At 46.5% G+C, this 21,915-nt stretch carries 17 protein-coding genes and 1 pseudogene; 10 read left to right on the forward strand and 8 right to left on the reverse strand.

The window, feature by feature from the left end; translation table 11 throughout:
- Positions 1 to 196 precede the first annotated feature (196 nt).
- From M2137_RS02540 to M2137_RS02550, 3 genes are all read right to left on the reverse strand, one after another.
- Positions 197 to 1,141 (reverse strand): GNAT family N-acetyltransferase, encoded by a 945-nt coding sequence (locus M2137_RS02540; RefSeq protein WP_280764893.1) that lies wholly within the window; start codon positions 1,139 to 1,141, stop codon positions 197 to 199.
- Positions 1,089 to 2,060, reverse strand: a complete 972-nt coding sequence (locus M2137_RS02545; RefSeq protein WP_280764894.1) for a phosphatidylglycerol lysyltransferase domain-containing protein — start codon at positions 2,058 to 2,060, stop codon at positions 1,089 to 1,091. The genes M2137_RS02540 and M2137_RS02545 overlap by 53 nt, the downstream gene beginning before the upstream one ends.
- A 205-nt stretch (positions 2,061 to 2,265) precedes the next feature.
- Entirely contained in the window at positions 2,266 to 3,525 is a 1,260-nt protein-coding gene (locus M2137_RS02550; protein ID WP_280764895.1) for a phosphoglycerate kinase, read from the reverse strand.
- 556 nt (positions 3,526 to 4,081) lie between these two features.
- On the opposite strand from M2137_RS02550, the gene hisG reads away from it, so the two are divergent.
- The 10 genes and pseudogenes from hisG (at position 4,082) to M2137_RS02600 (ending at position 16,256) form a co-directional block, all read left to right on the forward strand.
- Positions 4,082 to 4,933, forward strand: a complete 852-nt coding sequence (hisG, locus tag M2137_RS02555; protein WP_280764896.1) for an ATP phosphoribosyltransferase — start codon at positions 4,082 to 4,084, stop codon at positions 4,931 to 4,933.
- Positions 4,934 to 4,935: 2 nt separating this feature from the next.
- Positions 4,936 to 6,249 (forward strand): histidinol dehydrogenase, encoded by a 1,314-nt coding sequence (gene hisD / locus M2137_RS02560; protein WP_280764897.1) that lies wholly within the window; start codon positions 4,936 to 4,938, stop codon positions 6,247 to 6,249.
- A 60-nt stretch (positions 6,250 to 6,309) separates the two neighbouring features.
- Positions 6,310 to 7,350, forward strand: coding sequence for a histidinol-phosphate transaminase (gene hisC / locus M2137_RS02565; RefSeq protein WP_280764898.1), 1,041 nt, complete (start codon positions 6,310 to 6,312; stop codon positions 7,348 to 7,350).
- Positions 7,347 to 8,477, forward strand: coding sequence for a bifunctional histidinol-phosphatase/imidazoleglycerol-phosphate dehydratase HisB (gene hisB / locus M2137_RS02570; RefSeq protein ID WP_280764899.1), 1,131 nt, complete (start codon positions 7,347 to 7,349; stop codon positions 8,475 to 8,477). The genes hisC and hisB overlap by 4 nt, the downstream gene beginning before the upstream one ends.
- A 13-nt stretch (positions 8,478 to 8,490) precedes the next feature.
- Positions 8,491 to 8,925, forward strand: a complete 435-nt coding sequence (locus M2137_RS02575) for a lipocalin-like domain-containing protein (protein WP_280764900.1) — start codon at positions 8,491 to 8,493, stop codon at positions 8,923 to 8,925.
- Positions 8,926 to 9,427: 502 nt separating this feature from the next.
- The gene (locus M2137_RS02580) at positions 9,428 to 9,826 is read left to right on the forward strand and encodes a (2Fe-2S) ferredoxin domain-containing protein (protein WP_280751657.1); all 399 of its coding nucleotides are present in this window, start codon (positions 9,428 to 9,430) and stop codon (positions 9,824 to 9,826) included.
- A gap of 29 nt (positions 9,827 to 9,855) precedes the next feature.
- Positions 9,856 to 11,649, forward strand: a complete 1,794-nt coding sequence (locus M2137_RS02585; protein ID WP_280764901.1) for an NADH-ubiquinone oxidoreductase-F iron-sulfur binding region domain-containing protein — start codon at positions 9,856 to 9,858, stop codon at positions 11,647 to 11,649.
- Positions 11,650 to 11,657: 8 nt separating this feature from the next.
- Positions 11,658 to 13,406 (forward strand): annotated as a pseudogene (locus M2137_RS02590) (NADH-dependent [FeFe] hydrogenase, group A6); the annotation flags it as partial.
- Positions 13,407 to 13,412: 6 nt separating this feature from the next.
- Positions 13,413 to 13,886 (forward strand): NAD(P)H-dependent oxidoreductase subunit E, encoded by a 474-nt coding sequence (locus M2137_RS02595; protein WP_280765049.1) that lies wholly within the window; start codon positions 13,413 to 13,415, stop codon positions 13,884 to 13,886.
- 45 nt (positions 13,887 to 13,931) lie between these two features.
- The gene (locus M2137_RS02600) at positions 13,932 to 16,256 is read left to right on the forward strand and encodes a UvrD-helicase domain-containing protein (protein WP_280764902.1); all 2,325 of its coding nucleotides are present in this window, start codon (positions 13,932 to 13,934) and stop codon (positions 16,254 to 16,256) included.
- A 41-nt stretch (positions 16,257 to 16,297) separates the two neighbouring features.
- Here the strand turns inward: M2137_RS02600 and M2137_RS02605 are convergent, their stop codons facing one another.
- The 5 genes from M2137_RS02605 to M2137_RS02625 form a co-directional block, all read right to left on the reverse strand.
- The gene (locus M2137_RS02605) at positions 16,298 to 18,004 is read right to left on the reverse strand and encodes a M56 family metallopeptidase (RefSeq protein ID WP_280764903.1); all 1,707 of its coding nucleotides are present in this window, start codon (positions 18,002 to 18,004) and stop codon (positions 16,298 to 16,300) included.
- Between the two features lie 12 nt (positions 18,005 to 18,016).
- Entirely contained in the window at positions 18,017 to 18,376 is a 360-nt protein-coding gene (locus M2137_RS02610) for a BlaI/MecI/CopY family transcriptional regulator (RefSeq protein WP_280764904.1), read from the reverse strand.
- A gap of 190 nt (positions 18,377 to 18,566) precedes the next feature.
- Positions 18,567 to 19,712 carry an iron-containing alcohol dehydrogenase gene (locus M2137_RS02615; protein ID WP_280764905.1) on the reverse strand — a complete coding sequence of 382 codons (1,146 nt, stop codon included), beginning with the start codon at positions 19,710 to 19,712 and terminating at the stop codon, positions 18,567 to 18,569.
- Positions 19,713 to 19,760: 48 nt separating this feature from the next.
- On the reverse strand, positions 19,761 to 20,534 hold the full coding sequence (locus M2137_RS02620) for a porin family protein (protein ID WP_280764906.1): 774 nt from the start codon (positions 20,532 to 20,534) through the stop codon (positions 19,761 to 19,763).
- Positions 20,535 to 20,573: 39 nt separating this feature from the next.
- Positions 20,574 to 21,695 carry a PCMD domain-containing protein gene (locus tag M2137_RS02625; protein WP_280764907.1) on the reverse strand — a complete coding sequence of 374 codons (1,122 nt, stop codon included), beginning with the start codon at positions 21,693 to 21,695 and terminating at the stop codon, positions 20,574 to 20,576.
- Positions 21,696 to 21,915 lie beyond the last annotated feature (220 nt).

The following is a 21,915-nucleotide window of genomic DNA, read 5'->3' on the forward strand; positions in this document are numbered from 1 at the left end:
TTCGGTTGATTTCGCCGAAACCTCCAACTTACGATTTGTAATTTTTGCGGGAGTTTGCGCGCAAAAAAGCGGGACTTTGAAGACAAACTCCCGGGAGAAACATTTTTTAACGTATGGATTTGTAAGCAAAACGCCCGTTTTACTTACATTTAGTTTTTTAACATTTTGCTTTTTGAGGTGCGCCGGATAGTGGCATTTAGTCGAGCATCAAACTCATAATGGCATCTCTTTTGCTGTAACCCATCAGAAGGGAGGTCAGGGTTTTGTCGTCCATCTGCTCTAATGTTTCGGCGGTGAACGGTTGTTTAGGATGGCTTTCCAGCCATTGTCTGGTCATTTTTTCTCGGTTAAGAACCATCGCCATGCCCAAACGATGGGTGTCGGGTAGGAGAGGAGTCGACTTCCATACAGCCTTTTCCGAGCGGAAGAAGCGACAGGTGTGTTGCAATAAGGCCTTTTTAACGGAGATATTCTCATAAACCATCTCTTTGATAAGTGGCTCCTTTTCGCTGGTCACGGCAAAGAGTAAGCCAATCGGGTTGCCTTGTCGGTCTTCCATACCGGCCACAAGGCCTTCGGTTCGCTCAAATTCCATCAGGTTGGTCTTGAAATCTTCCGGGGTGTGCAAAACAGAGCAGGTTCGGCATCGTAGTTGGCTGTCGAAATAACGATACCATTTCTCCAAATCTTTCGATTCAGAACTGATCGGTTTGATCGTTCCGGCGTCTGTCTCTTCATTGGATAACAGATAGGTTTCCCAGGAGTAGTCGAACACTTCCGTATAACCCTGGGCGCGATAATAATCAAACAACCAGGGTTCCGCCGGGATCAATCCGGTGATGTCATATCCTTCGCGACGCATACCGGTGAACGCTTTTTCCAACAGTTCGCGCATCAATCCTTTGCCCCGTTCGCGGGGATCGGTGCAGGCACCGGAGATATAACCCATCCGGATCTCCCTACCATACCAAATTAGCGTGTAGGGAATAACTTGCAGAAAAGAGACAATGCGCCCGTTGCGTTCGATCGTATATGCCTGTTCCTCTTTGAATACACGGTCGAAATAGAGAGTGATAAAGTCTTCCGGATCATGAAAGCACGTCCGCCACAACTCCTTTATCTGTTCTTTCCGGTTGTTCATGTTGGTTTGCTTTTAAGGGAGTTCGCTTTACGGTAGCACTCTTTTCCAAAAGAATGATTGGTTGATAGGAGAGTTTCGCTTTGCGCAATCCTTCGATGCCCAGATCCTCTTCCCGGTTTATATACATATATTGTTCCGGAAGATGGGAGGCGAACTCCTGGTTGATCACTGCGTAGACGCCTTCATACTGGGTATCCGCCTTTTCAATATGTACGCCAAACGTATTATGGTTGATCGGTCTGCCGAAAGAGAAGGCAATGATCTGGTGGTTGTGGCAGATTGCTCCGCCAGTGAGACCCAGTTCATTGAAATGATTGAGTGCATAGGTGATAGATCGCCTTTCATAGCTCAACTCTTCTTCATCTTCTTCCGTCTGGTTGGCTTTATACCATTTCTTTTCCAATGCCAGACATTCGGGCACCAGTTCGGGCGTGATCGGCATATATTCATAGCGATACTCCTTCTTGAAGCGGTTGATATGATTGCGTTTGGCCTGGTATTTCTTTCCCGTCAGGTTTACCAGATCTTCCCGTAGGTAAATATAATCAAAATAGTCACGTTCGGGGATATAATGGAATTCTCCGGGCAGAGCCTCTTCCAGTTTCAAACGGGCATACGGAGTGATGCCCAAGAGCAACAACGGATGTCCCAGTTCCCGTGAGTCGATCTCCATTTTGTGGAGTATCTGCTTCAGATCTCCATCGCCAACAGGCATCATATAAGCCGGGCGGGTTTTATCTTCTATCTTGAAACGTATGACCAGAAAGTCGTCTACAATGGCAAATTCGCTATCGTAAAGAAAACGCCAGCTACACATATTCGCGAATGAAAAGTCGCAATTACTGTAATTGGCCGGCATGGTGTAGGAGGTGATCAGTTCTTTATCCTCAAGAGTGATCGGTTTGAATTGGATGGACATATAATCTTATCGTGTTATTTTTGAGTACATATAAATAACGTTTTACCCATAGAAATAGTTTAAAAGGGAAACAGTATTTTACTATCCACCATTTTGGACAACCCGATTTTGGTGATTGCGCTACCGACAACAAAGAGCCCGGAGAATACTCCAGGCTCTTTTTATATCAATTATAAATTGACAATTATCAATTAATACAATACGCTTACGCTTCAATCGCTGCGATTCCCGGAAGGGTTTTCCCTTCGATGGCTTCCAATAGGGCGCCACCACCGGTTGAAACGTAAGATACCTTGTCGGCCATGCCGAATTTGTTTACGCAGGCAACCGAGTCACCACCACCCACGAGTGAGAAGGCGCCGTTTTGAGTTGCTTTCACAATGGCTTCGCCTACAGAGCGTGAACCGCTTGTGAAGTTATCGAATTCAAATACACCCGTAGGGCCGTTCCAAAGGATGGTTTTTGAGTTTTCAATCACTGCGGCAAACTTCTTTTCTGTTTCGGGGCCGATATCCAGGCCTTCCCATTCGTCAGGAATTTCGTTTACCGGACAGAATTTTGTGTTGGCATCGTTGCTGAAATCATCGGCAATCTTGGCATCCACCGCCAGAACAAGGTTCACTCCTTTTTCTTTGGCTTTTTTGATCAACTCAAGAGCCAGATCCAATTTGTCGTCTTCAACCAATGATTTACCAATCTTACCACCCTGTGCTTTGGTGAATGTATAGGTCATACCACCTGCAATGATCAGGTTATCAACCTTACCTAGGAGGTTTTCTATGATATCGATTTTAGAAGATACTTTTGAACCACCCATGATAGCTGTGAACGGACGGGCGATGTCTTTCATCACCTTCTCAACCGCTTTCACCTCTTTTTCCATCAGGTATCCAAACATCTTATGGTCAGCATCGAAATAGTCGGCAATCAGAGCCGTTGAAGCATGCGCGCGGTGAGCCGTACCGAACGCGTCGTTCACATAACAGTCGGCATACGAAGCCAATGTTTTTGTAAATTCTTTCTGGCTCTCTTTAATGGCTTTCTTCGCTTCCTTCTTTTCTTCTTCGCTCGCATCTTCAGCCAAACCTCTCGGTTTGCCTTCCTCTTCGGCATAAAAACGCAGGTTTTCCAATAAAAGAGCTTCTCCCGGTTGCAAGGCTGCCGCTTTCACAGCCGCTTCTTCCCCGATACAATCATTGGCAAACTGCACATCAACACCCAGCAATTCCGAAACATGCCCCAAGATGTGGCGCAAGGAGAATTTATCGGTCGGGCCTTTCGGACGTCCAAGGTGTGAACCGATAATAGGGCTGCCGCCATCGGTTAAAATCTTTTTCAATGTAGGAAGGGCAGCACGGATACGTGTGTCGTCAGTAATGTTGAAATTCTCGTCCAAAGGAACGTTGAAATCAACTCTCACAAATGCCTTTTTACCGGCAAAGTTGAAATTTTCAATGGATACCATAAATTTATTATTTTGATAGTGTAGAAATCTGTAACCTTTTTGCGCTTGCAAACTTACAAAAAATATTCTTTCCACCCCTTAAAAAAACAGTGATAATTGTGTTTTTCAAAATTATCATTTTGATAGCAAAAAGGTCGTTTTGCTTTACAATATGATACGTTAAAAAATGTTTCTCCCGGGAGTTTGTGAAAAAAGTCCCGGGATTTCGGAAAAAAACTCCCGCGTTTTTGACAATTTGTAAATTCGAGGTTGCCTGTTACTATGCAATTATTTTCACATCAAAGCGACACAAAGCAGGCGGAATTTGAAACTTTTTGTTTGTTTTATTGCTATAATAAAGAAATAGTGTAACTTTGTGGCCAGAAATAGTAGAAAAATGAAATATTCTATACTACATCACCACCATCATCATTGCAACGAGCAGTAGTTCGGTGGGCTTAGGTGTGTGTATATAGTATTACATATATAAAGAATTAGGAAAGGCTTGCCGTTATAGGGTGAGCCTTTTTTTGTTAATTGATAGTTGGAAATTGAAAATTGATAATTTAGAAATAATATGCTACGAATTGCGGTACAATCAAAAGGTCGTTTATATGATGAAACAATGCTTCTGCTTCAGGAAGCAGGTATTAAACTGAACAGGGGAAAGCGCATTCTTCTGCTCTCGGCAAAAGGTTTTCCGGTGGAATTACTCTTTCTGCGCGACGATGATATTCCTCAGTCGGTAGCCAATGGCGTGGCCGATGTCGGTATCGTAGGGGAAAACGAATATGTGGAGAAGGGGGCGGAAGCGAAATTGATCAAACGCCTTGGCTTCAGCCGTTGCCGCCTGGCTTTGGCTATTCCCAAAAATGAAGACTATAAGGATGTAACATGGTTTGAAGGGAAAACAATCGCCACCTCTTATCCAAAAATCCTGGAGGGCTTTTTGCAGAAGAACAAGATTAACGCCCATCTGCATGTGATCAGTGGTTCAGTGGAGATTGCTCCGGGCATTGGCCTGGCGGATGCTATTTTTGATATTGTCAGCTCAGGAAGCACGTTGGTAAGCAACCGCCTGAAAGAGGTGGAGCTGGTATTGCCCTGCGAAGCTCTTTTGATAGCGAATAATAATCTGGACGATGAAAAGCAAGCTATATTGGATGAATTATTGTTTCGTTTTGAAGCGATCCAGCTTGCGGAAGGCAAAAAATATGTACTTTTGAATGCGCCTAAGAATAAATTAGACGATATTATCAAATTATTGCCGGGTATGCGAAGCCCTACGGTGACCCCTTTGGCAGAAAAAGATTGGGTGTCGGTTCAGTCGGTGATAGCCGAGAGTCATTTTTGGGAAATAATTAGCAAACTCAAAGCGTTAGGTGCTGAAGGTATTTTAGTGATACCGATTGAAAAAATGATAGTATAACAATGGAAATCATACACTATCCTCCCCGGGAACAATGGGCAGAACTGACACGTCGTCCTTCGTTGGATGTGACAGGGCTGTTTGATAAGGTGCGCGAAGTGCTCGAAGCTGTACGCAGCGAGGGCGACAAAGCGGTGTGTCGTTTTGGGGATCAGTTCGACAAAGTGAAACTATCGGCTTTGCTTGTAACCGATGAAGAACTGAGTGAGGCGGAAGCGCTTGTCTCTGACGAGTTGAAACAGGCTATTCGCCGGGCGAAAGCAAATATCGAAACATTCCATAAGGCACAGCAATTCGCCGGCGTCAAGGTAGAAACCATGCCGGGCGTCAGTTGCTGGCAGAAAGCGGTGCCGATTGAAAAGGTAGGCCTTTATGTGCCGGGCGGAACGGCGCCTTTGTTTTCCACCGTGTTGATGCTGGCTGTACCGGCGCGTATTGCCGGATGCCGTGAGATTGTGCTTTGTTCGCCTCCCAATCGGGAGGGGAAGATACATCCGGCTATTCTTTTTGCCGCCAAAGAGGCTGGTGTGAACCTGATTTGCAAGGCTGGAGGTATTCAGGCGATAGCCGCTATGGCTTACGGCACGGAGTCTGTTCCGAAAGTGTATAAAATATTTGGACCGGGAAATCAGTATGTCACCGCTGCCAAGCAGTGGGTTAGTCTGAAGGATGTCGCTATCGATATGCCGGCGGGTCCATCAGAGGTGCAGGTGATTGGCGACGCAACGTCGAACCCCCGTTATATCGCTTCCGATTTTCTTTCGCAGGCTGAACATGGGGTGGACAGCCAGGCATTATTGGTTACGACATCGGAAGCCCTGATCGATCCGGTGGTAGAGGCAATAAAGGAGCAGGTGGAAATGTTGCCCCGCAAAGAGATCACAGAAAAGGCATTGAAAAACAGCCGTATCATACTGTTGAAAGACCGCCAGGAGGTGATCGATTTTACCAATGCCTACGCGCCGGAGCATCTGATTATCCAGACAGCCGACTATGCCGAACTGGCGGAAAAGGTGGAAAATGCCGGAAGCGTATTCCTGGGTCCCTATACACCGGAAAGTGCCGGCGACTATGCTTCGGGTACTAACCACACCTTGCCGACCAACGGATATGCTAAAGCATACAGTGGTGTGAACTTAGACAGCTTTATTCGGAAGATCACCTTTCAGGAGATTACGGAAGAGGGCATTCAAAACCTGGGCGAAACCATTCGTGTGATGGCACGCAATGAGGAACTGGAGGCGCATCGGTATGCGGTCACTTTACGAATCGGAAATCGCTTAGCGGAGCGTAAAGCAATGAAAAATGAAGAGTGAAGAATTCGAACAAAGTGAGAATCGCTTAGCCGAAGGCGTAAAGCAATTAAAAGAATCAGTATGAAAATTGATATAAATAAAATACTAAGGCCTAATATACGGGATTTGAAGCCCTATTCATCGGCACGAAATGAGTTTCATGGAGAAGCATCTGTCTTTCTGGATGCCAATGAGAACCCCTGGAATCCGCCATACAACCGCTATCCGGATCCTTTGCAACGTGCCTTGAAAGACAAGATCTCGATGTTGAAAGACATCGATCCGGATTATATCTTTCTTGGAAACGGAAGCGATGAACCGATCGACCTGCTTATCCGCGCCTTTTGTGAGCCGGGTATAGACACGATTGCATCCATTACTCCTTCCTACGGAATGTATGAAGTGTCGGCTGATACGAATAATATTCCATGTATAAAAGTGCCGTTGAAGCAGGATTTCCAACTGGATGCGGCCGCTTTATTAGATGCAGTCGACGAACATACGAAGATTATTTTTCTCTGTTCGCCCAACAATCCTTCCGGCAATCTGCTCGATCGGGCAGAAGTGTATAAGGTATTGAAATACTTCCCCGGCATAGTGGTTATAGATGAAGCCTATATCGACTTTGCCTCTTCTTATTCCTATTTGCGGGAGCTTGTCAGCCATACGAATCTGGTGGTATTGCAAACCCTGTCGAAAGCTTGGGGAGTGGCAGCTATCCGTATGGGCATGGCGTTTGCTTCGCCCGAGATCATTGGGGTATTGAACAAAATAAAATACCCCTACAATATCAATCAGCTGACCCAGGAGTATGCTTTAAAAGTACTTGATAATGTATCTGTTATGCAGGATCAGTTAAAGCGAATACTTCAAGAGCGCGAAAGGCTCGAAAAGACATTGTCGGAAGCGCCTTATAACTTCAAGGTCTATCCCTCGGAAGCCAATTTCCTATTGGTGGAAGTGGGCGATGCGAATGGGGTTTATAAATCATTGACAGACGACGGGGTGGTGGTGCGCAACCGCCATAACGTGGCCTTGTGTGCCGGTTGCTTGCGCATTACGATTGGTACACCCGAAGAAAATAATATATTGCTTAACTCATTGAAAACAATACTCTCATGAAGAAACGAGTCTTATTTATCGATCGCGATGGTACGCTGGTGAAAGAGCCGGCCGGAGATTATCAGTTGGATAGCCTGGAGAAACTGGAGTTTATTCCGCGTGTGATCCGTAATCTGTATTTTATTCGTAAGAACCTCGATTTTGAATTGGTCATGGTCACCAATCAGGATGGTTTGGGAACGACCTCTTTCCCGGAAGAAACCTTCTGGCCGCCGCATAACATGATGTTGCAGACCTTTGCCAATGAAGGGATTGCCTTTGATGATATACTGATCGACGACTCATTTCCGGAGGATAAATCACCCAATCGCAAACCCCGGACCGGCATGCTGAAGAAGTATATGACCGATGAGTACGACCTGGAGAACAGTTATGTCATTGGCGATCGGTTGACAGATATGGAGTTGGCTCTCAATCTGGAAGCAAAAGGCATTTGGCTGCATGGCAAAGAGGGAGCCGATGAGGAATTAATGGCGTATCATTGTAACCTTTGGCCGGTGTTGACAACCGATAACTGGGATAAGATTACCGAATTTCTTTTTGCCGGTGAACGTACCGCCACGATCGACCGTGTCACCAAAGAGACAAATATTCATATTGAACTGAATCTGGATGGCACCGGCAAGTCGGAGATATCCACCGGACTCGGCTTCTTTGATCACATGCTGGAACAGATTGGCCGCCATTCGGGCATGGATCTGACCATACAGGTGAAAGGTGATCTGCGGGTAGATGAGCATCATACCATAGAAGATACGGCGTTGGCTTTAGGCGAAGCCCTGGCGAAGGCCTTGGGAGACAAGCGCGGAACGGAACGCTACGGCTTTTCTCTTCCGATGGACGATTGCATGGCGAGTGTGGTTCTCGACTTTGGCGGTCGCCCCTGGCTGGTATGGGATGCTCCCTTTTTCCGGGAACGGATTGGCGATGTATCCACAGAAATGTTCTTTCATTTCTTCAAAAGCCTGAGCGATGCAGCAAAAATGAATTTGAATATCAAAGCCGAAGGAACGAATGAACACCATAAAATAGAGAGTATCTTCAAGGCGTTGGCACGTGCTATCAGGATGGCCATCAAGCGTAATATTTACAAGTACGAATTGCCAACTACCAAAGGGTCACTTTAATCTCGATAGATGTATGAATACCTTCTTTAAGCAATCTGTCTTCATCGTAAAGCCTCTGATGGTGCTACTTGCCGCCAGCTTGTTGTTTTCCTGCACGAAGGATATAGAGACCGAATTAGACGGCAAATGGATTCTGAGGGAGGTGGTAGCGGTCGACGGATCTATTCAGCAGGTGGATACCGTTTGGTATAACTTTCAGAACACCTTGTTTATGTATCAACTCTATGATGCGGCAACCGACAACTATCCCTATTTTTTTGGTTTTAAGACCAAGATGGACGAGAAACATATTCGGCTGGAAATGAAATCGTATGCATATACGGTAAGCGATTTTTTGCTAAAGTCAGACTGGGAAAATGGCACGCGTGAATTTACGATCGACAAAAAAACAGATAATAGGCTTATTCTGAATAGCGAAGGAAAAGAGTATCGCTTTGATAAATATTGACCGATACCCGTCCCATGCGAATGAAGGCGTGGGATGCAAGATCGATCACTTCGAATAGCGCCACGTAATACCGTTACGTGGCGTTTGTTTTTTACAATAAGTTCCCGAAATGTTAAAATATTGATTGTAAGCAAAACGCCCGTTTTGCTTACAAATCCATACGTTAAAAAGTGTTTCTCCCGGGAGTTTGTCTCCGAAGTCCCGCTTTTTTGCGCGCAAAGTCCCGCTGAAATTACAAATCGTAAATTGAGGGTTTCGTCCAAAATGGATATATTATCATTTGTTTACACTGTTGTGGATTGACTAAATCGTATAAGAAGGGGTGCTATTTTTAACGTATCATTTTGTAAAGCAAAACAACCGTTTTGCTTTCATTTTGTCAAAATCGTTTTCCAACCTTCTATTTCCCACTAAATCATGCTTGTACTATCAAAGAAATTTGTATGTTTGTATTGAAAAACGCAAACATAAATCAGTTATTTATCCTTATTTAAAGTACGCCATGAATAAAATTAAGACCTTAGATGACCTGCGTAAAATGCGGGAGGCTTTCAAAGCCGACATCGATCTTCGCGAAAAGAGCAATCATCCGGAACAAATGATTCAGATCAAAATTTCTATGGCCACCTGTGGCATTGCCTCCGGTGCTAAAGAGATTATGAATTATTTTGTACAAACACTCAACAAGCGTCAGATCGACGCGTTAGTTACACAAACCGGCTGTATGGGCTATTGTTATGCCGAACCGACGGCAGAGATTATCCTGCCCGGCAAAGAACCGTTGGTGTTCGGATATCTTACGGAAGAGAAAGTCGACGAACTGATCAATCAGTATATCCAGCAGGGCATACTGGTCGACGGTATTATGCCGATCACATACAATGCAGTGAATCCGGAATAAACAAGAATCTTTACTAATAGAAAACACATATGACGACATTCACAGATTACATACTGGTATGTGGAGGTACCGGTTGCCGTGCATCTCAAAGCGAACAATTGATCAATTCGCTGAAATCGGCTATCCTGCAACAAGGATTGCAGGAGAAAGTACAAGTGCTTCGCACAGGCTGTTTCGGCTTTTGCGAACAGGGACCGATTGTTAAAATGGTTCCCGACAACACATTTTATGTACAGGTGTATCCTTCAGATGCCGATGAGATCGTTCGCGAACATTTGGTTAAAGGGCGCAAAGTAGCCCGATTGTTATACACGAATCCGGAAACCAAAGAACATATTTCCGACTCCAAACACATGGATTTTTATAAAAAGCAATACCGTATTGCTTTGCGTAACTGCGGTTTCATTAACCCGGAAAACATCGATGAATACATTGCCCGCGACGGATATGTATCCTTAGGCAAAGCCTTGACGGAAATGACGCCCGAAGAGGTGATCCAGGAGATTAAAGACAGCGGCTTGCGGGGTCGGGGAGGAGGCGGATTCCCTACCGGCATGAAGTGGGAAATCACCCGTAAGGTGGTTGCCGACCAGAAATACGTGGTCTGCAATGCCGACGAAGGCGACCCGGGTGCATTTATGGACCGCTCGATTCTCGAAGGCGACCCTCATTCCATATTGGAGGCAATGGCTATCAATGGCTATTGTACGGGCGCAGATAAGGGATTGATCTATATCCGCGCCGAATACCCACTGGCGGTAGAGCGCCTGAAGATTGCTATCGCACAAGCAACGGAATACGGACTTCTGGGAGATCGTATCTTCGGAACCGACTTTTCGTTCTCAATCGAGATTCGTTATGGTGCCGGCGCCTTTGTGTGCGGCGAAGAGACTGCTTTGATACATAGTATGGAAGGACAGCGGGGCGAAGCAACCAGCAAGCCTCCCTTCCCCAGCGAACAGGGCTACAAAGGGCAACCGACCAATGTGAATAATGTAGAGACCTACGCCAATATTCCCGTGATCCTATTGAAAGGCGCTAAATGGTTCAGCAGCATCGGAACGGAACGCAGCAAGGGCACCAAGGTGTTTGCCCTGGCCGGAAAGGTCAATAATGTCGGCCTGATCGAAGTACCGATGGGAACAACGCTCCGCGAAGTAATCTTCGGCATCGGAGGCGGCATCAAAGATGGAAAGAAGTTCAAGGCCGTACAGACGGGAGGTCCTTCGGGAGGCTGTCTGACGGAAAAGCATTTGGATCTGCCTATCGACTATGACAACCTGTTGGCTGCCGGCTCTATGATGGGGTCGGGTGGTATGATCGTGATGGATGAAGACGACTGTATGGTGGCCGTTTCTAAATTCTATCTGGACTTTACCGTAGAGGAATCTTGCGGGAAATGTACTCCTTGTCGCGTTGGAAACAAACGTCTGCAGGAGATCCTGCACCGTATCACAATCGGAAAGGGAGAGATGGAAGATCTGGAACTGCTGAAAAACCTGGGGCATGTGATCAAAGACACCGCGCTTTGCGGGCTGGGACAGACATCGCCTAATCCGGTCTTGTCGACCATGGAGCATTTCCATGATGAATACCTGGCGCATGTGGTGGACAAAAAGTGTCCTTCACACCAATGCCGCAAATTGATCCATTATTATATAAATGCGGAGAAATGCCGCGGATGTACTGTCTGTGCCCGTATCTGCCCGGTGCATTGCATTACGGGAGAGCGTAAAGTGCCGCATGTGATCGACACCTTAGAGTGTATCCGCTGTGGATCTTGTATTGAGAAGTGTAAGTTCGACGCCATCTATATCATCTAAACATCACCATGGAAACAATTAAATTAACGATAGACAATAAAGCTGTTGAAGTAGAAAAAGGAGCCACCCTCTTAGACGCAGCGAAAAAGATAGGGATACGTATTCCCACACTCTGCCATTTGAATCTGCATGAGTTTGAATATAAAAACGAACCGGGCGCCTGCCGTATATGCGTTGTGGAAGTAGAAGGACGTCGCAACCTGGCGCCTGCCTGTAAGACCACCTGCACGGAAGGTATGGTGGTGCAGACCTATAGTCCGCGTGTGATCAACGCACGCAAAACAGTAATGGAGCTGATTCTGTCGAATCACCCGTCGGATTGTTTGATCTGCAGCAAGAATGAAAATTGCGAGCTGCAGAAGGTTGCCTACGACCTGCATATGCGTGAATCACGCTTCTCCGGCCATCGCATAAGCCATCGAAAGGATCGTTCGGAGTCGATTGTGCGCGATATGAGCAAATGTATCATGTGCCGTCGCTGTGAAACGATGTGTAACTCCATCCAGACTGTCGGCACTTTGTCGGCTGTCGACCGTGGCTTTGAATCGCTTGTGCAAACGCCTTTCGACCGCAATATAGCCGACAGCAGTTGTACCTATTGCGGACAATGCGTGGCGGTATGTCCGGTAGGTGCCTTGAGCGGACGCAGCCATACGCAGTATGTACTCGATATGCTGGCTGATCCGACGAAAACAGTGATCGTGCAAACTGCGCCTGCCGTTCGTACGGCATTGGGGAATGACTTCGGATTCCTTCCGGGAACCTTGGTGACCGGTAAAATGGTGACGGCTCTGCGTCAGCTTGGTTTCGACTATGTATTTGATACCGATTTCGCTGCCGACCTGACCATTATGGAAGAGGGAACGGAATTGTTGGGCCGCCTGGGTGGTTATCTCAACGGAGACAAAGAGGTGAAGATACCTTTGATGACCAGTTGCTGTCCGGGATGGGTTAATTTTGTGGAAAAGAACTATCCGGAACTGAGCGATCACCTGTCGACAGCCAAGAGTCCGCAGCAAATGTTTGGCGCCATCGCCAAGACTTATTTTGCTGAGAAGCTGGGTATCAAACGGGAAGACCTGGTGGTTGTCTCCATCATGCCGTGTCTGGCTAAGAAATACGAAGCCAGCCGTCCGGAGTTTGCTGTCGATGGAAATCCCGATGTGGATGTATCGATCTACACCCGTGAGTTGGCACGCCTGATCCGTTATGCCAATATTGACTTCCGCAATCTGCCGGATAGCGACTTCGATCAGCCACTTGGCGAATCGACCGGTGCTTCGGTTATATTCGGAACGACCGGTGGCGTGATGGAAGCAGCCTGCCGTACGGCGTACGAGGTGCATACCAAGAAAACATTAGGCGATGTCAATTTTGAATGTCTGCGCGGCCTGAACGGTATCAAAAGCGCGACAATCGATTTCGATGGCGTGCCGGTCAAGGTAGGAATCGCCAATGGATTGGGTAATGCCCGAGCCATGATCGAAGAGGTAAAGAATGGAACCTCTCCGTATCATGCTATCGAAATTATGGCTTGTCCGGGTGGATGTATCAATGGCGGAGGACAACCTTTCCACCATGGCGACATCAATGTGATCAAACGTCGGGCATCCGCTTTATATAAAGAAGATGCCGACAAGGCACGACGCAAGAGCCATGAGAACCCCTATATCATCTCTCTCTACAAAGAGTATCTGGGCGAGCCCTGCGGACCGCTTTCGCATAAATTGTTGCATACGCATTATTACGATCGTCGTTCGAAGTTGCCGAATGGAAAGGCGCAAGAGTTGAAAGAGATATGTGCCCGATTCAACAATGATCCGGGAGAACTGATCAATGTATTGCATGCCGCACAGGGCAAGTTCGGATATATTCCGCAGGAGGTACAGGAGGTGATTGCAGCCGAATTGAATATCCCCGTATCGAAAGTCTACGGCGTGGTGTCGTTCTATTCGTTCTTTACGATGACACCGAAAGGTAAATATCCGATCTCAATCTGTATGGGTACGGCCTGTTATGTGCGCGGAGCGGAAAAGGTATTGGATGAGTTCGAACGCCAATTAGACATCAAGGTGGGCGAAACCACCAAAGACGGTTTGTTCTCGATCGATTGCCTGCGTTGCGTAGGTGCCTGTGGACTGGCTCCGGTAGCCATGATCGGCGACCAGGTGTACGGACGGGTTACGCCTGAAAAGGTGAAAGATATCCTGAGCGATTATTACGAGAAAGAGGGATGATTTAATCTGTTTCTTACTACCTTTGTTTTTTGAACGAAAAGCAAAGTGGAAGAATATCTGAATCAACTGAATGAAAGTCAGCGTGCAGCTGTCACATATACCGAAGGAACATCGTTGGTAATAGCAGGTGCAGGATCCGGGAAAACCCGGGTCCTCACCTATAAAATAGCCTATTTGTTAAAGAAAGGTGTGTCTCCTTATGCCATCCTGGCATTGACCTTTACCAACAAAGCGGCTCGTGAGATGAAAGAACGGATCGCTACTGTTGTGGGCGAACAGACGGCTCGCCGCCTCTGGATGGGCACTTTCCACTCGATCTTCTCGCGTATACTTCGCTCCGAAGCGCAATATATCGGCTATCCCGCCCAATTCACTATCTACGACGCCACCGACTCCAAGAGCTTATTGAAAGCAATCATCAAGGAGATGCAATTAGACGATAAGACCTATCGCCCCGGTATGGTACAGAGTCGTATCTCCAATGCCAAGAATGCGTTGATCACCTGGCGCGCGTATGAGCAAAACCGGGAACTGATCGATATCGATACGAAAGGGAAAGTGCCACTTATTCGTGAGATATACAAGCGTTATCAGCTGCGTTGTCAGCAGGCCGGTGCCATGGATTTCGATGATCTGTTGTTGCAAACCAATATTCTCTTCCGCGATCATCCCGAAGTGTTGGAAAAATACCGCGGTTTCTTTCAGTATATCTTAGTCGATGAGTACCAGGATACCAACTTTGCCCAGCATCTGATCGTGCAACGCCTGAGCGAACACCACGGACATCTGACGGTTGTTGGCGATGATGCTCAGAGTATTTATTCTTTCCGTGGGGCGAATATCGATAATATCCTTCAGTTGAAGCAGGTCTATCCCGATTGTAAAACATTCAAACTGGAGCGCAATTACCGTTCGACACAGAACATTGTCAACGCGGCTAACAGCCTGATCAATAAGAATCAAAAGCAAATTCCCAAAACAATCTATTCGGAGAAGGAGCACGGGGATAAGGTATTCGCCTTTTCTACCTATTCCGATTATGAAGAGGCCTATGCTGTGGCCGCCCGATTGGCTGAAATGAAACGGAAAAAGGAGTACGACTACGCCGATTTTGCTCTGCTCTACCGTACGAATGCCCAATCGCGTATCTTGGAAGAAGCCTTTCGTAAACGCGGCATTCCCTACAAAATATATGGCGGTTTATCCTTTTATCAGCGCAAAGAGGTCAAAGATGTGATCTCTTACTTCCGCTTGATCATAAATCCCCACGACGAGGAGGCATTGAAGCGCGTGATCAATTTCCCGGCACGTGGCATAGGCGATACGACCGTCGGCAAACTAACGGCTGCCGCATCGCAGCATACTGTGAGCCTTTGGTCGGTACTTCGTGAGCCTTTGGAATATGGTATCTCAATCAATAAAGGCACAACCACGAAGCTGAATACCTTCCGCGATATGATTCTCTCCTTTATCAATTTCAGCCAGGAGAATACCGCCGAAGAGACAGCCGCCCATATCATTAAGAAAAGCGGTATATACGCCCTCTATCTGACCGATCAATCGGTTGAAGGAACCAGCAAGAAGGAGAATATAGACGAATTATTGAATGGTATCGTTGAGTTCGTGCAGGTTCGTCAGGAGGAGGGAATCGAACGTGTCACCCTGGCGGATTTCCTTTCAGAGGTTGCCCTCTTGACCGATCAGGACAATGAAAAAGAAGAGAACAACGATAAAGTAACCCTGATGACTGTCCATTCAGCCAAAGGGTTGGAGTTTAAGAATGTATTCATTGTCGGTTTGGAAGAAGACCTTTTCCCCTCCCAGATGTCGAAGGATAATCCCCGGGCGATTGAAGAAGAGCGTCGTCTGTTTTATGTCGCTATTACCCGGGCGGAGGAGAACTGTGTATTATCTTTTGCCAAAAGCCGTTTCCGCAATGGCAAAACCAATGTGTGTCCGCCCAGCCGTTTCCTGCGCGATATAGATAAAGCCTACCTGGAATTTCCGGAAGAGACTACAACGGCAACCGAAGACGATTTCGCTACCGAACGCAGCCGTTACCAAAAGCCAGCCTTCCAGTCGCTCTTTCGGCAGCCACAACCCAAAGAAGAAGTGGCACCTGTTGAGCCTCCCACACGTTTCCGCAAAGTGGAATCCAAGCCATCGGCAGCAGAAGTCGTGCCAACACCTTCACCTGTTTCTATTGGTGGTCTGCAGGTTGGCACCCGTGTTCAGCACGAACGCTTTGGGGAAGGTGTTGTGTCAGCCCTCGAAGGAGAGGGGAACAATGCGAAAGCAACCGTTCTGTTTACCCATGCAGGGCAGAAAAACCTGCTATTGAAGTTTGCCCGATTGACTATTCTTGATTGATAAAAAAAAGACCTTAAAGTCATTAAGGTCTTTTTTCTATATTATAGATTAAACATAATCGGCATTGCGTATCTTATCCGAACAGGCTTGCCATCATTTTCAGCCGGTGTCCATTTAGGGAAGGTTCCAATCACGCGTATGGCTTCTTTATCAAGCGACGGATCCACTCCGTTCAATACTTCCGCATTCGTAACGCTTCCATCCTTTTCCACGATAAAAGAAACAATCACCCGCCCTTTAATGCCTTTTTCCTTCGCAATCTGCGGATATTTCACATTGTCTGACAAGTATTTCAACAAAGCCCGCTCGCCACCAGGGAACTGAGCTGTCTTTTCTGCCACTCGAAAAACATCGCTTTCAGACGACGGAGCGCTAAGAGCCCTGTCCGTCTTTTCCCCTAAACGGAATTGTATTGGCATCGTGTACTTAGTCCGAACCGTTATCCCTTTTTCTTGTCCCGGTGTCCATTTGGGAGAAGATGCTATAACACGCATGGCTTCCTCGTCAAGAGAAGGATCCTGTCCTCTTACCACTTTCAGATTGGTGATAGAGCCATCTTTCTCAACCACATAACTAATCACCACACGTCCCTGGATGCCTTTCTCCTTGGCCACTTCCGGATAGGAGATGTTGTTATTGATAAAATTCAATAATTCCTTGTCGCCTCCCGGGAACCGGGGCATTACTTCTACTACGGTATAAATCGAATCCTCCTGTTGCAGGATAGGGAGAGTCACGGTCTTCAGGGAAGCCGTCTCTCTGATTTCTTCTGTCACCACAGGTTTTGTAGATTCACCTGTGACCATTCGGGCCATCGCATCCAGGTTGTTGAGTATCAACAGCCCGGCAACAATGGGAATAAGTGCCAGGTATTTCAATATCCTAACACGGTTTGTTCTTTTTTTATTCAACATGCCAATTCGCTTTTTTAAAGGTAAAACACTAAAATAATTATATAGGTTTGCTGTAGCCAGAGAATGATCGTGTTCCATACCAATCAGGTGGTATTGGTAAGTTTTCTTATTGCATCCGGAACGCATAACGCTTTGGTCTGCAATATACTCATGATTTATTCCAATCTCTTTCTTTAAGAGCCAGACAAAGGGGTTGAACCAACAGATGACCGATATACATTCCGCCAAAACAATATCAAACGAATGGAATTGGCGCACATGGGTATGTTCGTGCAAGAGTATTTCGTGCAGTGTCTGATTATTATATTTCTTGGGATCAATGAATATCCATTCAAAAAAAGAATAGGGCTCTTCTATTTCCTCTGAAACATAAATCCTGATGTCTGCCAGTACCTCTTGCCGGCAACGTCTGCGCGTGCGGACGACGGATAGGATCTCTGCCAGGCAGCGAAACAATAATAATAAAACACCTATTCCATATAGAATAGAAAGAGTCATTGTCCCGATCTCTTTCCAATTCCTTGCCGGAGGGATTTCCGCTGCAATAACTTCGTTCGCTTCCAACACAGGCATATAGACGATTTCCTGTTCGGCCGGTTGCGACGTATCCAACCAAGAGGAATAGGTAACTACGAACTCATTCAATACAGGCTTTTCCGAAATCCAACCGTTCAGATCAGGGAACGGATAGATAAACGCCAGCAGCAAAATGGCTAAAAGCGTGATCCGCCGTAACTGAAAGAAGGTATCATTGCGAAACAACAGCTTATAAACCAAATAGAAGATGGAAAATGCCAGGTTTATTTTCAGGAAGTATATCCAGGCTACATTCATAATCGGCAATATTTATTCTTCATTCTCAATTTGATTCATCAGATCCTGCAGATCACTCCGTGAGAGTTTTCGGTCGTGTATAAAAAACGAAACCATCTCTTTATAGGAACCGGTGAAATAATCGCTTACCACCTTCGACATAAAGACACGTTTATATTGCTTTTCCTTGATTATGGGCGCATACCGGGTAATCACTCCCAGTTTCTCTGCCGAAACATATCCTTTGCGTTCCAGGTTGCGTACAACAGATGCCACACTGGTATAGGGAGGACGAGGTTCTTCCATCTCATTCAGGATATCCCGTATAAAACAAGGTCCCAGCTTCCAAACATGAAGCATAATCTCTTCTTCCTGTATCGTTAATCGTTCCATAACCATCAAATTACAATTGTTTCGTATTATTTCTACGCAAACCTACTTAATTTTAGTAGGGCTGCAATAATTTCGTAGATAATAATTGTTAAAAGAGTGGGAGAGCCTCTTTAGGAAGAAGAGAAAAACAAAAAAGTTCGGTATCACAAACAAGCGATACCGAACTTTTTATTGTATGTAAATGAATAGATTAAAGCCTTTCCCGGAGGATCTGTGCAGCTACGGCGCCTGTAATGTTTTTCCCTTCGCCAAAGGCAACATTCCTTTTGTTGAAACGATCTTCGATTTCCCGGATCGTTTCTTCACCGATTCCCTCTTCGCTCAGGCGGGTGGTCAGTCCCAGTGAACGGAAGAACTCTTCTGTTTTGGCAATTGCCTGGTCGATACGTTCCTCACGACTACCTTCGGTAATGCCCCAGATGCGTTCTCCGTATTGCAGGATCTTGTCGCCTTTGCTCTCACGCATCACGCTCATGGTGCCGGGAAGCACGATCACCAGCGTATGTCCGTGTGATAAGCCGTGCAGCGCGGTTAGTTCATGCCCGATCATATGTGTTGCCCAGTCTTGCGGAACGCCCATCGAGATAAAGCCGTTTTGTGCCATGGTGGCTGCCAGCATAAAGTCGGCCATCACATTGTAGTCGCGTTGGTTTTCTTTTAGTTTAGGGGCGATATCGACCAATGTATATAAGATACCTTCCGCCCAGCGATCCATCAGTTGGGATACGCCGGTTACTGTCATGTATTGTTCCATCACATGTACGAACGTATCGGCTATACCGTAGGCAATCTGATTGGCCGGCAAGCTGAAAGCGACCTGCGGATCGAGGATCGAAAACAGGGGATTATTGTAATTGCTTGGCAATTTCTCTTTCGTGGCTTTACGTGAAATAACCGCGTTGTTGTTCATCTCCGAACCGGTAGCCGGCAGGGTGATGATAGTGCCCATCGGCACTGTGTGGGTAACCGGCTCGGGGGTATTCACCAGATCCCAGGCATCTCCGTCGTAAAGGATTCCGGCAGCCACTAATTTGCTTCCATCGAGCACCGATCCTCCACCGACAGCCAATAGGAAATCGACCTTCTCTTTCTTACCTAAAGCAATCGCTTCGCGCAAGGTCTCTACGGTCGGATTAGGTTCAATTCCCCAAAACTCTACGGTTGCATAGTCTTTCAACGCCTCTTTTACCTGTTCGTATACACCGTTTTTTTTCACACTGCCTCCGCCAAAGGTGAGCAATATACGTTTCCCGGCAGGAATCTCTTGCGGCAAGCGTGCAATCATGTTCTTACCCACAATCAGTTTGGTGGGATTCTGAAAGCTAAAATTATACATAACGTTGTTTTACTTTATAAGATGAATAACTTATGGTTTCCCAATAAATCAAAACACATACCCGAACCCGGCATTGAGATAGATCGGATACATGGCAAAAGTGATAGTCTTGAAGTCACGTTTGAACACATCGTTCAACCCCCAGGTGAGGTTGGCGTTGATCGTAAACTTCTTGAAGGCTCGCCATTCGGCACCCACTTGGGCTCCCCATTGGAAGGGACGCAATTCGTCCGAGAAGTCATAAAATGCCTTCTGCTCGCCGTCGATCACGGTCTTCTCTCCGGTCGGATCTCCGTCGCGCAGGTATCCATCGTAGACCTCTCCGGAAAAGTCTCCATCGAACATATAGGAAAGGAAGGCGCCTCCCTGCAGTTTCCAGCGCGGGCTGATTTTATAGGTAGCAAGCAGGGGTACACTCAGGTAGGTGTGGCTCACGTTTGTTTTAACCATACCGGTCCAGCGACCGGTCACGGGAGGTTCGCCGCTGATAGAGAGTTCCATGCCGTAGTTCTTTACCTGTGCTTTGGTATCCATGGCTTTTGTCTCTAAGCGAATCCCCACCAGGGCACCCCAATGTGAGTTGAACCATTTGGTGACATCGCCTTCGATCAATAGATTCAGTTTCGGGCTATAGCCTTTGATCTCCCGTATCTCTTCGGGGAAAGGGATGGGGGCGGTACCGCCGAAGTTAAATCCCGCTTTGAGACTGTATTCCAAGCCGTGGGTGGTCGACCACTCCAAGGCTCTGGTAGATTCCTCTTGCGCCCGGGCAGTTTGTAACAAAACGCATGCGGTAACTAATAAGATATATCTGAGTTTCATATTATATTTGTTTCAATGTGTGTGACTAATCAATCTTTTTTATTCTTCTTCCAATAGTTCTACCTGGTCGATATAGAGGGTACTGCCGACTGCGCCGCTGAACGCGGCACCGTCCTTACTGGACGAAAAGACAATCGAGAGGTTATACTTATTGTCTGCCAGTTTGGCCGGATCGATCGTCTTACCGGGCAATACCTCGATAGGCAGATAGAAATAGGTCCATTCGTCGGTTTCTATTTTATCCGCTTCGGGCATCTGAGCCATCGCCACCAGGTTAGGGCTCTCCTTTACATTTGTTCCATCTAAGTATGTTACCTTGTCATCTGTTTCATACATAACACAGTAAATGTCGAAATTATCCTTTTTGTCGGGATGTTCTGCCAATTGCTTGTCGGTGTAAACCGCACCGGCTTTGTACTTATAATACCCGCATAACGCGATAGGGACAGCACGGGAGAAAGGAAGACCAAAGTGGGTCGCTTTCAGGGCATTCAGGCTTCCGCTGTAGGAACCGATAAACAGGTTGCCGGCCGCCAAAGGCATCTTAAGCACTTCGCCCGCTTTTCCGGTGGATTGAGTTTCTAATTTCAGGCAGCGTCCAACCATGCCGTCCGGTGAAGAAACGGTCGGATACTCCTCCGGTGTTTTTCCGGCGGCTACGATCTTGAAGCCTGTATTTCCACTTGCCCATATATTCTGTTCAACCAGTTTTTCCTCTTCAACAGCCACCTCATAGAACTCATGATACAGTTCCACGCCGTTCTTGTCGACAGCCGTACGGTAATGTTCGAAGCCAAAGGTAGTTCCCATCTTATCGACCATACAACTGATCGTATAGGTCTTTTCCCACTGGCCGTCTTCGGAGGTAACGACAAAGCTTTGCGGCTGGCGATAATCTAAGACTGTTCCGCTGGCAGGCACGATCGTTGCCCCCGGTGTAAGCACAAAATCAAGCGCCAGGCGGGTAATGTCCGCCTTGGGGCTGAGCATAAGTGTCACGCGGTTGTTCTCGATCTTCGGAGGAGTAATCAATAGATCTCCCTCTATCTGGCATGATTCGATGTCGGCCTCGGTATTCAACGCTTCCGGCTGAATACATGAGGTAAGAAAGAAATAGGAAAGGACAATGACTGTGGAGAGTAAAATCTTTGTAGCGTTCATTCTTTATTCATTTTAAGTGACTGCAAAAGTATGACTTTCTTTTGAACTATACATGAAATCGGTTATACATTTATTGAGGTTGATGGGGTGATCCGATAAACAGGCTGGGTTTTAATTCGTTTGACAATTGTCAACGAATTAATTGACAATTGTCAATCAATTAAACGATAATTATCAAACAATTGATCGACAATTGTCAAACGAATTAAAACCCGGCATT

Origin of the sequence: Parabacteroides sp. PFB2-10, assembly GCF_029893085.1 — a bacterium.
GTDB lineage: Bacteria > Bacteroidota > Bacteroidia > Bacteroidales > Tannerellaceae > QVMG01.